This is a genomic window from Chitinophaga sp. LS1 (assembly GCF_034274695.1).
Classification (GTDB): domain Bacteria; phylum Bacteroidota; class Bacteroidia; order Chitinophagales; family Chitinophagaceae; genus Chitinophaga.
Genome location: NZ_CP128362.1, coordinates 5,377,940 through 5,393,624 on the forward strand (window position 1 = coordinate 5,377,940; position 15,685 = coordinate 5,393,624).

Here is a 15,685-nt window from a genome sequence, read left to right on the forward strand (position 1 = left end):
CATGAAAAGATTCATTATATATCTAACCTTTTTCTCACTTCCGGAGCTGCTGCATGCGCAGCAGCTCACGCTGAAAGATGCTGTGAATATTGCGTTAAATAAAAACCTGGGCATTAAGATCGCGGAGAATAATGTGAAGATTGCGGAGGAAAATAACAACTACGGTATAGCTGGTGGTATGCCTGTAGTCAGCGCCTCCGGCTCCGATGTAGAAGAGCTCACGAGTCTTGAGCAGAAGTACGCAAATGCCGCGAACAACAAATCGAGCAATAACGCCCGCTCTAACCAGCTCTCTGCCAGCTTTGGCGCCACCGTTCCTATTTACAGCGGAAGTAAGATCTCCAATGCCAGCAAGCGCCTGGATGTTGCTGAGTCTATGAGCAATGACTACCTCAAATCCCGTGTTGCGTTCATTACCTATAATGTGATGACAAAATATTACGACATCATTCGTCAGGAGAGCTATGCGGCTACACTGGAACGCTCCCTGGAAGTATCCCGCCAGAAACTGGATATCGTAAAAGCACAACAAAGTGTGGGCGTTGCCAACAATGCAGACCTCTTTCAGGCCCAGGTAGATCTGAATACACAAATGCAAAACCTGCAGGCGCAGCAACTGGTGATCGATCAGGCCAAAACCGATTTACTGACTGTCCTGACCTTAAAACAGGACTCGCTCATTCATATAAAAGACACTATTATCGTAGCCACAGATCTCCAGCTGGCACCCATCCTCCAATCGATGGAGCAACATCCTGACCTGATTGCCGCAGGCAAACAGGTGCAGATCGATCAGTACCTTGAAAGGGAAACGGCTGCATATCGCTATCCTTCTCTGACAGGCAATGCCGGCTATAATTACAATTATACCAAGAACAGTGATGGATTCTCCTTATTGAACCAGAACTATGGTCCATACGTCGGCGTAGGTGTAAACATCCCGATCTTCAATGGCTCCGTTTACAAAAGGAGGCAGGAGATCGCAGGCATCAATACCTCCAATGACAAGTTGATCAGAGATACCCTCGGCATCAACTACACAGGTAATATTATCAAGAGCTGGCAGGCGTATAATAATAACCTGCAGCAATTACAAACTGCCAAAGACAACTACGATCTGTCAGGAAAATTACTGGATCTTGTCTTGCAGCGTTTTCAACTCAAGCAGGCGACGATCATAGATGTCAAAACCGCACAACAAAGCTTCGAAAATGCAGGTTATCTTTTAATAAACGTAAGCTTCGCCGCAAAATCTGCGGAGATCAGGTTGAAATATTACGGGAATCAACTCAGCCAGCCATAACCGCCTTTTCCATAACTGGCTTTTGCCGGCTTACTTTTGCCGTCTCTTGCTTGCCGCCGATACTTGCTTGCCGCCGGTACATGCTGGCTTGCAGCCAACATGTACCGGCCCCCGCGAAAAAGAACGCTTTGACAGAAGGTCAAGGCGTTCTTTTTCGCCCACCTCCCAACTTACCATTCATGAAATATCCCCCGGATTATCCCCCTTTTCCCCTAAATTCGTGCATTCAAAAGATCATTTGAGTGTAGTATGGAGCAACCTGTAAGCAATATAACGTATAGTCAGACGGGGTATTTCAATCAACTAGTAATCGACTTTCTGGCAGATCATCCGCATCTCCGTCCCTTTTACAAACATTCCTCCTTATCCCCTGATTTTGAAGCTGCTATCGCCGCCAAAAAATCCCAACCACAAAACCGTGGGGTATTAGTCACCTCCCTGCAGGAACAATACCACGGCCTTCATATCACTGATCACGTCAAAAACAACATCACCGCCTTAGGCTCGGCGAACACCTTCACCATTACTACCGCTCACCAGCCTAACATCTTCACCGGTTACCTCTATTTTGTATACAAGATCCTGCAAGCCATCAAGCTTGCCAGCCAGTTACAAGACAAGTATCCACAATATAAATTCGTCCCTGTTTACTACATGGGCAGTGAAGACGCCGACCTCGACGAACTCGGCCACATCTACCTCGCCGGCAAAAACATCAACTGGGCCACCTCCCAGCAAGGCGCCGTAGGCCGCATGCAGCCCGAAGGCTTCGCCGATCTCTTCACCACCATCGAGTCCGCCCTTGGTTACGGCCCTTACACCGCCGAACTCATGGACATGATGAAAAAGGCATACCTCGAACACGAAAACATCCAGGAAGCCACCTTATACCTTGTAAATGAACTCTTTGGTCGTTTTGGCCTCGTCGTGCTCGTCCCTGACAGCCCGGCGCTGAAGCGGCTCTACATCCCCGTCATGCGGGATGAGTTACTGCACCAGCACTCCCATAAAATCGTCAACGAGACCCTCACCCGGCTCTCTCAACACTATAAAGTACAGGCCAATCCCCGCGAGATCAACCTGTTCTACCTGACTCCGACCTCCCGCGAACGTATCGTCCAGATAGGAGATACCTGGAAAGTGCTGCACATGCCGGTCGAGTTCACCCGCGACACGTTGGAAAAGGAATTACAGGAACACCCGGAGCGATTCAGCCCGAACGTCATATTAAGAGGTCTCTTCCAGGAAACTATCCTCCCCAACATCGCCTTTATCGGCGGGGGAGGGGAGATCGCCTACTGGATTGAATTACAGGACCTCTTCGCCCATTACAAGGTGCCATTCCCGGTACTGTTATTACGCAACTCCTTCCTGCTGGCAGATATGCCTTCCTTAGCCCGTTTAAACAAACTGGGCCTGGAAGTTCCGGATCTGTTCAGAGATGCAGAATCATTGGTCAACGATTTTGTACAAAAGCATACCAATGCCGCGCTGGTCTTAAAAGATGAATACACCGCGATCGAAAAGCTTTTTGATGAACTGTCCTTAAAAGCAGAAGATATTGATATTACCCTGGTGAAATCAGTAGAATCAGAACGATCCAAAGCGATAAAATCCATTGGTAAACTGGAACACAAGTTCCTCCGTGCAGAGAAAAAGAAATTCGCCTGGCAGACGGACCAGATCCGGGTACTCAAACAAAAGTTATTCCCTGCTAATAGTCTACAGGAGCGTAAAGAGAACTTTATGCCCTGGTATATTCAGCATGGGCCGGGTTTCTTTGATCTGATATTGGAACATCTGGATCCAATCACCGATCAATTTGGGATTATTTATACAGATTAAAATTTACTGAGTAAATCAATCATAAATTTTTTTCAGCTCGCCGCATGTACTTTCTCGCTTTCGGCCGGTACTAGCTAGCTTGTAGCTCATATTTGCTTGCCTCAGGTACCTGCTTACCTCAGGGTACTTGCTCTCTTGCCGCAGGTATTTGCTCGCTTGCCGCAGGTACTTGCTGGCTTACGCCAGCAAGTACCTGCCCCGCGAAAAAAACGCCTGGGCCGAAGGTCCAGGCGTTTTTTTTCGCTAATTATTTGCTAATTATTCTGCTCCAACGTCTTCTTCATATCCTTTAACAAACTCATCACCGCATGTAACTGATCCCTCACCTGCTTCACCTCCAATATCTCCTGCCTCAACACTGTATCCCCCTGCCCATTATTCACCTCCTCCTGCCTCTTCTGATACATCGCCTCCAACTTCATATCCAACGTCTCAAACGCCTCCACAGTCGCCGGCGGCGCCGCCACTTTCTCCCAAGGCCGCTCTAACATTTCCAATATACAACTAAAATACGCCTGCAAATTATTACTCAACAACTTATACTCCGGCTGCTGAAACCTTACCCCATTATGCGTCGTCCCATAATTCGCCAACGCCGCTATATGCGAAACAATCGAATTATTCACCACCACAAAATGATACACCTGCGACCCATTTTTTTGCTTACTCTTCGGCTCTGACAGCATTCGCTGAAACGCCGACATCAGGTTCGCCGCACTCACATTCGAATCCTTCCTCGCCAACTTATAATCATTCACCACAAAAGGCTCCTGCGTATACATATGCATCACCTGCTCAAAATAATTCGCATTGCTCTTCACCATCTTTATCATATGACTCGGCAACGTATTCTTCTCCCAACTCGGCCACAACAACAAATTCGCAAAGAACGCGATCGTTCCCCCAATCGTCGTATCCATTACTCTCCAACCTACATTATAAAAATGTGCAGGATGCAAAAAGTGTAACAGGAATATCACAAACGGCGTCACAAAAAACACACTCAATGTATACTGATGCGTCATAAAACTATACGCTCCCAGAATACACAGTAACATAAATATAAATATCACTGTATTGTTCATCGTAAAGAACAGGATCACCGCCGCAAAGAGCGCCCCTGCCACTGTTCCGTATATCCTTTGATAACTACGGGCTTTCGTAATACTAAAACCTGGTTTCAATATCACCACTATCGTCAGCAATATCCAGTAGATCCTGTCCAGGTGTAATAACTGACCGATTACATACCCCGTCACCGCCGCCAGACTTACGCGCAAGGCATGCCTGAATATATGCGACTGAAAAGTCAGGTTATTAAAGAACGTCTCCGCATCATACTGCCCATGGTTCGTAAAGCTGGATAATTGTAATCTCGGATCAATGATCTCATCCTTCACCCTTTCCAGCCTTGTAAGCCGGTGCAGGTTATAGATTCTTTGCGCCATATCCGCCAGGTTATGCAGGATATTTGACAGCACCAGCAATCGTGACCGCTCTTTTACTGTTGGTAAAGTTTTCCTGATATCATCCACAGCCGTCTGCACTTTTACAATCTCATACCGCAGGTTCGCCTTTGGCAAAGAACGTTGTCCGGCCGCTACTGCTTCGCCTATGATCTTCAACTCGCCTGCAAACTCTAATATCAGTGTATGGAATTTATCCAACACCCCCGCCCCGTCAAATGACTCATGCAAGGCATGGTAATCCGTCTGCGCCGCCATAATCTGCTCCTGCAGGTCCACCATATCGAGGAAGATCAGCACTAATGCCTTATTAATACTGGTCGTACCTTCCTGGTGAGAACGTCTTTTTAATAACAACTCTCTCACCGCCTCCTGTTTCTCACTCACCACCACCTGCTGTGCCAGTACATCTTTATAAATTTTTTCAATTTTATCACCAGCACTCTGCTCATAAAAACGCGCCCTTGCCAGTAAATAATCCGCCGTTTCCGTAATACACTCAGAGAGCATCTGTTGTACACTTAAATAAGGCCGTATCTGCCAGAGCAACAAGGCCAGGAGCCCATACCAAACCGCACCTAATAATATATAGAGGCTGTGAATGACCGCTTCGTAGGGGGGCACCGCCTTTTCCCCCAGTATAGATACCATCACCAGCATACAGGCGATCCCAATATTCCCTCCTCTGTTACCATAAATAAGCAACATAGAGTTCATAAAACAACACGCCAGTATATAAAAGGTCATCAAAACCGGATACGGCATGATGAGCGAGGTAGTAATGGCTGTAAACCAGATGAAACCAATGGCAATTAGCGTCCCGTTTCGCTTATGAATGGCAGTTCCCGGTACATCCGAGAGGGCAGTAGCTAGGGCGCCGAGTGAAATGACGATCCCGAGCGGGAGGTTGCCCAACATTGAGCAGACTACAGAAGGCACGACTACACTGATGGTAGTACGTAAACCGGTACTAAAATGATAGCTGTAGATGAAATTCCTGACTTCCTGGATCCAATGCCGCATGTAGAAATTAATATTTACAAAGATATGAATTCAAAGATTAAACCATTCTGGCTGGAATGGGAACGTCGGTTAAAAAGAAAGGGTTCTTTTCTTTAGGCCATTAAAAAGAGGTTTTTTTCAAAAAAACAGAAATTTTCCAGCTGCTGCAGGCCCATTTAGCTGCCAGATAAATCTTTCCTTCACCACTGCAACTAACTCCTCCTCAATGGCGCCAGCAAAAAGAGCCTTCTTTCCCGCAGCCGCAGGCGATTTATAATTTTTCATAAAATAGAAAAAATCCCTAATTTGTGTCCCCTGTTAGTCTATACCATATCGGCTAACCCATCATTATATTCAACTAAAGCAATGATCTTCAGCAACCTGTCTGAAATTTATACACAACTGTGTATAATTAAATTTCCCCCGACATGTCTATCTATTATAAATTACTGCTTTCTTTGAACAAATAATGACCTGGAAACATAATTGTGCTGTGAATGGTTAAAATCTGATACGACAAATCAGAGAAATCATAGTTATCTTTGACGGCTTAAAAAAAACAAAGAGGAGCAATTGTGCGTTTAAAAACATTAGAAATCAAAGGCTTCAAAAGTTTTGCAGACAAGACTGTCTTACACTTCGACGAAGGTGTAACCGGGGTTATAGGCCCCAACGGCTGTGGCAAAAGTAATATTATCGACTCCATCCGATGGGTTATCGGTGAGCATAAGATCTCCAATCTCCGCTCTGAAAACCAATCTGGCCTGGTGTTCAACGGCTCCAAAACCCGCTCTGCCAGCGGGATGGCTGAAGTAAGCCTCACGTTTGAGAATACCCGCAATGTACTCCCTACTGAGTTTACAACCGTCACTATCACCCGCAAATTCTACAAGAACGGCGATTCCGAATACCGCCTCAATGACGTAGCCTGCCGACTCAAAGACATCCATAATCTCTTTATGGATACTGGTGTTAGTACCGACTCCTACGCCATTATCGAACTCGGAATGGTAGATGATATTATCAAAGATAAAGAGAACTCCCGCCGCCGCATGCTTGAGCAAGCCGCCGGTATCTCCATCTACAAAACCCGTAAAAAAGAAGCAAAATCCAAACTCGACGCCACCGAAGGGGATCTGAACCGTATTGAGGACCTGCTGTTTGAAATCAACAACAACCTCAAAACCCTCGAAGCCCAGGCCCGAAAAGCAGAACGCTTCTACGAAATCAAGAAAGAATACCGCGAAGTCTCTATAGAACTGGCCAAAGCAGCCCTCGAAGGCTTTAATGTCGAATTTAAAGACCTCACCGACCAGCAACAAGCCGAATCAGACAAAAAACTGGCCCTGGAAGCCGACATCACCAAAGATGAAGCCTCCGTCGAAGAAGATAAACTCCACTTCGTAGCCAAAGAACGCGAACTCTCTGTCCTCCAAAAATCCTTCAACGAACTGGTAGCTACCATCCGTACCAAGGAAAACGACAAGAACCTCGCTACACAACAACTCACTTACTTAAAGGAAAGAGAACGCAATATCAGCCACTTCCTCGCCAACGCCGAAGGACAGCTGCAAGGTCTCACCGAATCCATCGCCTTTACCGAAAACCAGGTTACAGAAGAACAGGACGTGTTCGACTCCCTCCAGGATCAACTGGAAGGCCTGCAGGACATGGTCGATGAGAAAAAGGAATCCTTTAACCAAAAGAAACTGGCCCTCGAAACCCTCCGCCGCGACCAGCAACAATGGCAACGCCAGCAGTTCGAGGCAGAGAAAAAAGTGGCCGTAGCCGATACTTCGGTGCAAAACCTGGTACGCAGCATCCAACAGCTGCAGGAAGAAAAAGCCAACCGCCAGCTGCAGATCACGCAACTGGAAGAAGAAAAGGCCTCCCTTCAGGATACCCTGCTGGATAGCAAAGCTGACCTGGAAGATATGGTCGCTTTCCAGGAAGAGACCAAAGGCAAGATCCTCAGCACCCAGGGCGAAATCGAAGGACTCCGAGATAAACTCGTGGATGAAAACCGTACCCTCGATCAGAAAAAGAACGAGTACGACCTGCTGAAATCGCTGGTAGACAGTCTGGAAGGCTACCCCGACAGTATCAAATTCCTCAAGAAAAATACCGACTGGAACAATAAGGCACCTATCCTGAGCGATATCTTCTTCTGTCGTGAAGACTACCGCACCTGCGTGGAGAACCTGCTTGAACCTTACCTGAACTATTATGTAGTCAACAACGCCGCCGAAGCCATTCAGGCCATCAACCTCCTCGATGACAACAAAAAGGGTAAAGCCAACTTCTTTATCCTCGACCAGTTCCATCATCAGGGCGGTCAGCTCTTTACCCCACCCAATACCATCCCGGCACTGGATGTGGTAGAGATCGACGAACGTTACAAAGGTCTCGGCAACTACCTCCTGGGCAAAGTATTCATCGCTGACAATGTAACAGGTATCGAATGGGACCAGCTTGCTGATCAGGATGTACTCGTGATCGAAAAGAGCGGCCGCATCGTGCGTGGTAAATACAACATGAGCGGTGGTAGCGTGGGCGCTTTCGAAGGCAAGAAACTCGGTCGTGCCAAGAACCTCGAAAAACTGGATGAAGAGATCCGTGCACTGGAAACCATCGTAGCTACCCTGCGTGAACAGATACAGGAAAAGCACAACCAGGTACTCGGCTTCAACACACAGCTGAATGAAAACAAGATCAATCAGCAGCGTGAAAAGATCAACCAGCTGAACAACCAGGTGTTTGGTCTCCAGAACAGGATCGAGAACTTCCGTCACCTGATTGATTCCGGCGATAAACGACTGGCCGAAATGCAGCAATCCCTGGAACAGAACCAGGAAAGCATAGCCGGTGTAAGAGAAGAACTGGAAGATCTGAACGAAAAGGTACACGCACTGCACGACAACATTGTCAACGCAGAACGTGCTGCCAGCGACGCAGAGGCCCAGTTCAACCAGGCGAATGTACAGTTCAATAACCAGAACTTACAGCAAACCCGCCAGCAATCCAAAGTAGCGGCCCTGCGCCAGGAACTGGATTTCAAACGCAAACAACTGACCGATCTGCACAACCAGATCACCAGCAATAAATCCCAACTGGAAGACGCCGTGGCCAACATCGCCGCTGCCGAAGACAAACTGGGCACTGCCGAAGATGGTCTCATAGAACTCTTCCGCCGCAAAGAAACAGAGGAGAAGGAACTGAACGAAAAAGACCAGGAATATTATAACTTCCGAAACCAGTTGCAGGAAAAAGAAACCAGTCTTCGTACCCGCACCCGTGCCCGTGAGGAACTGGACCGGCAGCTGACGGTGATCAAAGACAAGGTGAATGAACTGAAGTTACAACTGGCCTCCATGAAGGAGCGTTTAAGTGTAGAATTCAAGGTAAATCTTGACGAAATCATCGACGAACAACGTAGCTCAGTATTGCCGGCAGACGAATTGCAGGGAAGTGCAGAGCGATTGAAAAAGCGGCTGGAAAATATGGGCGAGATCAACCCTACGGCCATTGAAGCCTACCAGGAGATGAAAAAACGTTATGAGTTCATTCTGGAACAAAAGAATGACCTTGTGACCGCCAAAGAATCCCTGATGGCTACCATCCAGGAAGTAGAAGCGACCGCCAACCAGAAATTCCTCGAAACCTTTAACCAGGTGAAGGAAAACTTTGTTAGAGTATTTAAGGCGCTGTTTACAGAAGAAGACCAGTGTGACATGATCCTGAGTGATCCTGAAAACCTGGCAGACACAGGAATTGAAATTATCGCAAAACCGAAAGGAAAGCGTCCGGCAGCCATTACACAGCTGAGTGGGGGAGAGAAGACCCTGACGGCAACGGCACTGCTGTTTGCTATCTACCTGATCAAACCAGCCCCGTTCTGTATATTGGATGAGGTGGATGCGCCGCTGGATGATGCGAATGTTGGGAAGTTTACAAATATGATTCGTAAATTTTCGGATAATTCACAGTTCATCATTGTGACGCATAATAAGCAGACAATGGCATCTGTGGATGTGATTTATGGAGTGACGATGCAGGAACCAGGGGTAAGTAAGCTTGTTCCTGTGGATTTCAGGAGTCTGAATTAGAAGGAGAAATTGAAAGAGTAAGGTCTATTAACTTTCAGATCTATCAACTTTTAGATCTCCTAACTTTTAGATTTCAGATCTCTGCACTAACTTTACGCAACCAAACAAAAAACTTACATAGCTATGGGCACATGGGGTACCAGAAATTTTGAAAATGATGGTTCACTAGACTGGGTATTTGAAATGATTGATGCTAAGGATGGAGGCTTGATCTCTGATACCTTGCAGTTCTCATTGAACAAAGACGGTCTCCTCGACACTTCTGAATGCGAAGACGCATTGGCAGCCGCTGAAACAGTAGCCGCGCTTACTGGTAAACCCAGTGAAGATTATCCTGAAACTCCACTGGAAAAGCTGGATTCTTTAAACGTTCTGGCTACCCTGGCATTGAGAAAACTGGCGGTTTCAGTTATTGAAAAGATCAAGCTGAATTCTGAAATGAAGCAGACATATACAGACAGTGGGGAGGTAGAAGCGTGGTTTGCTGTACAGGATGAGCTGATTAGAAGACTGAGCTAATTACAACCTGCAAAATACCTAATTGAAAGCCTCCTGGATCCTAAATCCAGGAGGCTTTATCTATTTACGGTTAAAGGGAGTTAAATTCCTTAATCGAATATTTTAATTAAATTTTCTTAGATCAAAATCCCTGCTATTGTCGCTGACAAATAAGAAGCGAGCGTACCACAAAACAACGCCTTCATCCCCAACGCTGCCAAATCCCCTCTTCTCTCAGGCGCCAACACACCAATACCCCCGATCTGCATCCCTACACTACTAAAATTAGCAAATCCACAAATCGCCACACTCACAATCAATAACCCCTTAGAAGACACCACTGGTATCGTCTTATCCGTCAAATGCTTAAACGCAATAAACTCATTTACCGTCAGCTTCTGTCCCAGCAAGGTCGCCACATTATTTACATCCCCATTCGGCACACCCATCGCCCACGCCACCGGATAAAACAATTTTCCAAAAATATAATTCAGACTCAAATCAAATCCCGGATTGAAAATATGCCCGATCTTCAGCAACCCCCAGTCCAAAAACGCAATCAAAGCAATAAACCCAATGATCATGGCAATCACATTCATCGCAATCTTAAACCCATCACTTGCACCATGTGAAATCGCATCAATCACATTCACATAATGACTCTTCACATCCAGCTTCACAATCCCCATAGTCTGTGATTCCTCCGTTTCCGGAAACACAATCTTCGAAATCACCAACGCCCCCGGCGCCGCCATCAGACTCGCCGTGATCAGCATTGGTGCCAGGTCCATCCCCGCAGCCAATCCCATATTGGAATACACCACCAGAATACCCCCCGCTATACACGCCAGACTACCACTCATCGATGCCAGCAACTCACTCTTGGTCATATATGGCAAATAAGGACGGATCATTACCTGGGCTTCAATCTGCCCCACAAACGCACTCGCCACATTACTCAACGCCTCCGCACCACTCACACGCATGATCACATTCATCGCCCTGGCTATCACAGCCACAATCCGCTGCATAATACCAAAGTGATAAAATATCGCCACCAGCGAACACACTAAAATGATCGCAGCAGTCACATTGAACGCAAACACAAAACCACTCTGCGCATAATCACTGATCGTATCAGGGGTAGGTTTCACAGCAATACCTGCATACACAAAAGCCACTCCTTCACGGGCAAACTGCTCCAGCTTGCCCATCGCTTTCCCTAATAACTGAAAAAATCTGAAAACCGGTGGTACCTTGAATACCAGCAGGGCAATTATTATCTGCAGGCCAATACCACTCAATACAAGACGGAAATTGATCTTCTTTTTGTTGTTGGAAAATAAGTAAGCAAGTCCCAGGATGAGTAAAATACCAAAAAGGCCCTGAAAACGTCCCATAAGCTAATTTAGATCTAGTAAGGAGCGAAGGTAAAAAACATTAGGGAAATATATAGGGGGATTTTGGTGCTAATTAAGTGGTTTACCCCAATAAAAAAGCTGATTTTGGTTGGGAATGGATGAAGTGGGGAATGAGTGTGATGTATAGAATTTAATTACATGTGATGGGGAGGGGATCCACTTTGCCCCCTATCAAAATTGCGCCTTATAAATATAATTTTATATCTAAATTGTCATTTCAATCGATTACATAAATGAAAAACTGGACACTTTTCCTGGCAGCCGCCTACTGGCTATCCGCCTGTACAAGCCCAGGACCGGCAAAAGACCAACAATCAGATTCCACGGCCATGAGAAAAAAACTCGGCCCATCCCCCGTACTGGATGCTACTACCGCCATCTCACACATGCAGGTGGAAAAAGGACTCGAAGTACAACTCGTAGCGTCGGAACCGTTGATCACAACCCCGGTAGCTATGACCTTCGACGACAAAGGCCGTATGTGGGTAGTCGAAATGATGGGGTACATGCCCGATACCGTAGGTACTGGCGAAGATGTGCCCAACGGCAAAGTGGTGATCTTAGAAGATACCACCCATGATGGCGTTGCCGACACCCGCAAAGTACTCCTGGACTCGTTGATCCTGCCACGTGCTATCTGTCTTGTTCCCGGCGGCTTTTTGCTGGCCGAACCACCTAAACTCTGGTTCGTCCCGGTCAAAAACGACGTAGCCGGCAATCGTGTACTGATCGATGACAAATACACCGAAGGCGGCAACGTAGAGCACCAGCCAAACGGTCTGCTTCGCGCTATGGACAACTGGATCTACAATGCAAAATCGGATAAACGCTACCGCCAGATCAATGGCAAATGGGTAAAACAGGATACCCACTTCCGTGGTCAGTGGGGTGTAAGCCAGGATAACTTTGGCCGTCTTTACTCTAACAATAACTCGGAAAACGTACTCGGCGATTACTTTCCACCCGGCCTTGGCGCCCGCAATCCTAACCAGAAAACAATTGCTGGTTACGACGAGAAGATCGTTCCCGACAACCGTGTCTATCCCATTCACCCGACACCCGGTGTGAACCGTGGTTATATGAAAGGTATCCTCGACGATAGTCTACGCCTGGTAGAAATGACTGCGGCCTGTAGTCCGCTCGTTTACAGGGGGAGCCTCTTAGGCAAAGAATACGACAACAACATTTTCGTCGCTGAGCCTTGCGGTAACCTGATCAAACGCAACATCATCCAGGATAGCGGCTATATTGTAAAAGGTCGTCAGGCCTACCAGAAAAAGGAATTCCTCGCCAGCGATGATGAGCGTTTCCGCCCGGTAAGTCTCTACGACGCACCCGATGGCGCCCTTTATATCGTCGATATGTACCGTGGTATCATCCAGCATAAGACATACCTGACGCCGTATCTCAAGGACGAGATCAAAAGCCGTAACCTCACCAACCCACTCAATTGTGGTCGTATCTACCGCATTGTCCCTGCCGGCGCCAAAATGAAGCCGATGGCACTGGACAATAACCCTGACAAGCTCTTTGCGCTGTTAGAGAATCCCAACGGTTGGATCAGGGATAAGGCACAACAGATGATCATTGATCATCATTATACACAGCTCATTCCACATTTAAAAGAACGCCTGCATCAGGAAGGTAATACCTATGGCGCTATTCATGCTTTATGGACCCTGGAAGGTTTAGGGGCTTTATCATATAATGAAATTGATTTCCTGCTGCACCAGAAAAACCCATATCTGCAGGCAGCAGCTATCTCCGCGCTGCCATCGGTCAAATCTCATGGAGCTACTGCCGGATTAAGATCTGGTTCAACTACCGGCGCTTTAGCATCTCCAGCAGCGACTATCACTTTAAGATCTGGTTCAACTACCGGCGCTTTAGCATCTCCAGCAGCGACTACCACTTTAAGATCTGGTTCAACTACCGGCGCTTTAGCCTCTCCAGCAGCGACTACCACTTTAAGATCTGGTTCAGCTACCACCGCTTTAGCACCTCCGGCAGCTACCGCCACCTTAACATCGTTAGAGAATAATGTATTCCTCGCGCCATACATCGCGTTGGTGTTGCCTTACCTCCCTAACAGTTCCGACCTGCAAACAAAATTGATGACCCACTATGCAAACGACCGTTATGTAGCAGATGCGATCATCAATAATAACGGCGGCAAAGAAACCCAACTCTTATCTCAACTAATAAAAATAAATCCTGATACCACCCTTGCCATGCGTCGTCATCTCGAAGCCATCATCAAAGATATCGAGACACATCGCAAGGCAAAAATCACCGACGCCCTTGTCAAAGAATACCCCAAAGGCGCCAAACTTTTCGCCAATATCTGCCAGACCTGCCACGGAAAAGATGGAGAAGGGATCAAATCACTCGCCCCTCCGCTCAACCAGTCGCAGCTCGTTACCGGCGATAAGAATCGACTGATTTCCATAGTGTTATACGGCCTTACCGGACCTATTGATGTAAATGGAAAACACTACAAAGCACCCGAAATCAGTGCCGATATGCCCGGCATTGGCAGCAATGACGAATTCAATGATCAGGACATCGCCGAAGTGCTCAGCTTCATCAGAAATTGTTGGAGTAACCAGGCACCGAAGGTAACGGAGAAGGATATACAGGAGGTAAGGAAGAAGTATAAAGGCAGACAAAAGCCGTTCACAATAGAAGAACTGAACTAAGCAATATAGCGTCGAATTAAGTAATGAAAGACTCGAATTAACTATCTCTGATTTTATTTGTGGTTGGACGGCAGTCCAACCACAAATAAAATCCCCTCAAAAAAATGGGCTGATTGCGTAGCAATCAGCCCATTTTTTTGCAATTATTTAAAGAAGAAAAACTACTTCGCCATCAATTCCTCATCAGAAAAAACAACATCCGTATAATCCTTAATCTCATTATAAACCGTATCCCTCTCCACCGGCCTTCTTCCTGCCTGCTTAATCAACATCGCCAACTGCGCCGTATTCATACTCGGATTCTGCTCCTCAGCACCCGCCATTGAATAAATCTTCGTCGTATCATCTATCGTCCCATCCAGATCATTCACCCCAAATGACAGCGTCAACTGCGCACTCTGCCTACCCAACATCGGCCAATAAGCCTTCAAATGCGGGAAGTTATCCATATACAAACGAGCTATCGCATACAAACGAAGATCCTCAATCACAGAAACCTCACCCACATGCTCCATCTCATTATCCTTATTCCTAAATTTCAAAGGAATAAACGTATTAAACCCATGCGTCTCATCCTGCAACTGCCTCAATCTCTCCATATGATCCACCCTATGCCAATACTGCTCAATATGCCCATATAGCATAGTCGCATTCGTATGCATGCCTAAATTATGCGCCGCTCTATGAATATTCAACCATCCATCCGCATCCACCTTATCATGACAGATCTGCGCCCGGATCTCCGCATTAAAGATCTCCGCACCTCCGCCTGGCAATGATTGCAATCCGGCATCATGCAGCTTCTTCATCCCTTCTTCCACACTCAGCTTCGCTTTGCGGAACATATAATCCAACTCCACCGCTGTAAACCCTTTCAGATGCAGATCCGGTCTATGCGCCCTGATCTTCTGCAACAGCTCCACAAAGAAATCCAGGTTCATCTTCGGATGCACCCCACCCACAATATGTACTTCCGTCACCGGCTGCCCGTCATACTTCTTCACAATATCCAGCATCTGGTCAATGCTCAGTTCCCAACCCTCTTCCTTATTCTTATAAAGCTTTGAATATGAACAGAATTTACAAGTGAAAATACAAACGTTCGTCGGCTCGATATGGAAGTTCCTGTTGAAATAGGTCTTATCTCCATGCATACGTACCCTCACGAAATTGGCCAGTGCGCCCACATAGCCCAGCTCGCCTTTTTCAAACAGCAGTATGGCCTCATCAGTAGTCAATCGCTCACGCGCGAGCACCTTTTCACCAATGTTCTTCAATGCTTTATCCAGCCTGGAATCCTGCAACAGCGTTTCTACTGCAGGATAATCGTTTTGAGTTATCATCT

At 46.7% G+C, this 15,685-nt stretch carries 9 protein-coding genes; 5 read left to right on the plus strand and 4 right to left on the minus strand.

The annotated features are described in order from the left end of the window. Position 1: 1 nt before the first annotated feature. Positions 2-1,303, plus strand: a complete 1,302-nt coding sequence (locus tag QQL36_RS22115; protein WP_321566803.1) for a TolC family protein — start codon at positions 2-4, stop codon at positions 1,301-1,303. 249 nt (positions 1,304-1,552) lie between these two features. Beyond that, positions 1,553-3,148 (plus strand): bacillithiol biosynthesis cysteine-adding enzyme BshC, encoded by a 1,596-nt coding sequence (bshC, locus tag QQL36_RS22120; protein ID WP_321566804.1) that lies wholly within the window; start codon positions 1,553-1,555, stop codon positions 3,146-3,148. Positions 3,149-3,402: 254 nt separating this feature from the next. Here the strand turns inward: bshC and QQL36_RS22125 are convergent, their stop codons facing one another. Together QQL36_RS22125 and QQL36_RS22130 are read right to left on the minus strand one after the other, a co-directional pair. Further along, positions 3,403-5,637 (minus strand): FUSC family protein, encoded by a 2,235-nt coding sequence (locus QQL36_RS22125; protein WP_321566805.1) that lies wholly within the window; start codon positions 5,635-5,637, stop codon positions 3,403-3,405. A 117-nt stretch (positions 5,638-5,754) separates the two neighbouring features. Then, the gene (locus QQL36_RS22130; protein ID WP_179091226.1) at positions 5,755-5,901 is read right to left on the minus strand and encodes a hypothetical protein; all 147 of its coding nucleotides are present in this window, start codon (positions 5,899-5,901) and stop codon (positions 5,755-5,757) included. 290 nt (positions 5,902-6,191) lie between these two features. Here QQL36_RS22130 and smc point away from each other — a divergent pair, with 290 nt between their 5' ends. Both smc and QQL36_RS22140 read left to right on the plus strand, forming a co-directional pair. Further along, positions 6,192-9,722 carry a chromosome segregation protein SMC gene (gene smc / locus QQL36_RS22135; RefSeq protein WP_083726170.1) on the plus strand — a complete coding sequence of 1,177 codons (3,531 nt, stop codon included), beginning with the start codon at positions 6,192-6,194 and terminating at the stop codon, positions 9,720-9,722. A 123-nt stretch (positions 9,723-9,845) separates the two neighbouring features. Beyond that, positions 9,846-10,241, plus strand: coding sequence for a DUF4259 domain-containing protein (locus tag QQL36_RS22140; RefSeq protein WP_083726172.1), 396 nt, complete (start codon positions 9,846-9,848; stop codon positions 10,239-10,241). Positions 10,242-10,357: 116 nt separating this feature from the next. Here QQL36_RS22140 and QQL36_RS22145 read toward each other — a convergent pair whose 3' ends face one another. After that, complete coding sequence (locus QQL36_RS22145; RefSeq protein WP_083726174.1) at positions 10,358-11,620, minus strand: NupC/NupG family nucleoside CNT transporter; 1,263 nt, start codon at positions 11,618-11,620, stop codon at positions 10,358-10,360. Between the two features lie 254 nt (positions 11,621-11,874). Here QQL36_RS22145 and QQL36_RS22150 point away from each other — a divergent pair, with 254 nt between their 5' ends. Further along, positions 11,875-14,340: a c-type cytochrome gene (locus QQL36_RS22150; protein ID WP_321566806.1), complete on the plus strand. Its 2,466-nt coding sequence runs from the start codon at positions 11,875-11,877 to the stop codon at positions 14,338-14,340. Between the two features lie 161 nt (positions 14,341-14,501). On the opposite strand, the gene mqnE is transcribed toward QQL36_RS22150, so the two are convergent. Beyond that, complete coding sequence (mqnE, locus tag QQL36_RS22155; RefSeq protein ID WP_321566807.1) at positions 14,502-15,683, minus strand: aminofutalosine synthase MqnE; 1,182 nt, start codon at positions 15,681-15,683, stop codon at positions 14,502-14,504. Positions 15,684-15,685 lie beyond the last annotated feature (2 nt).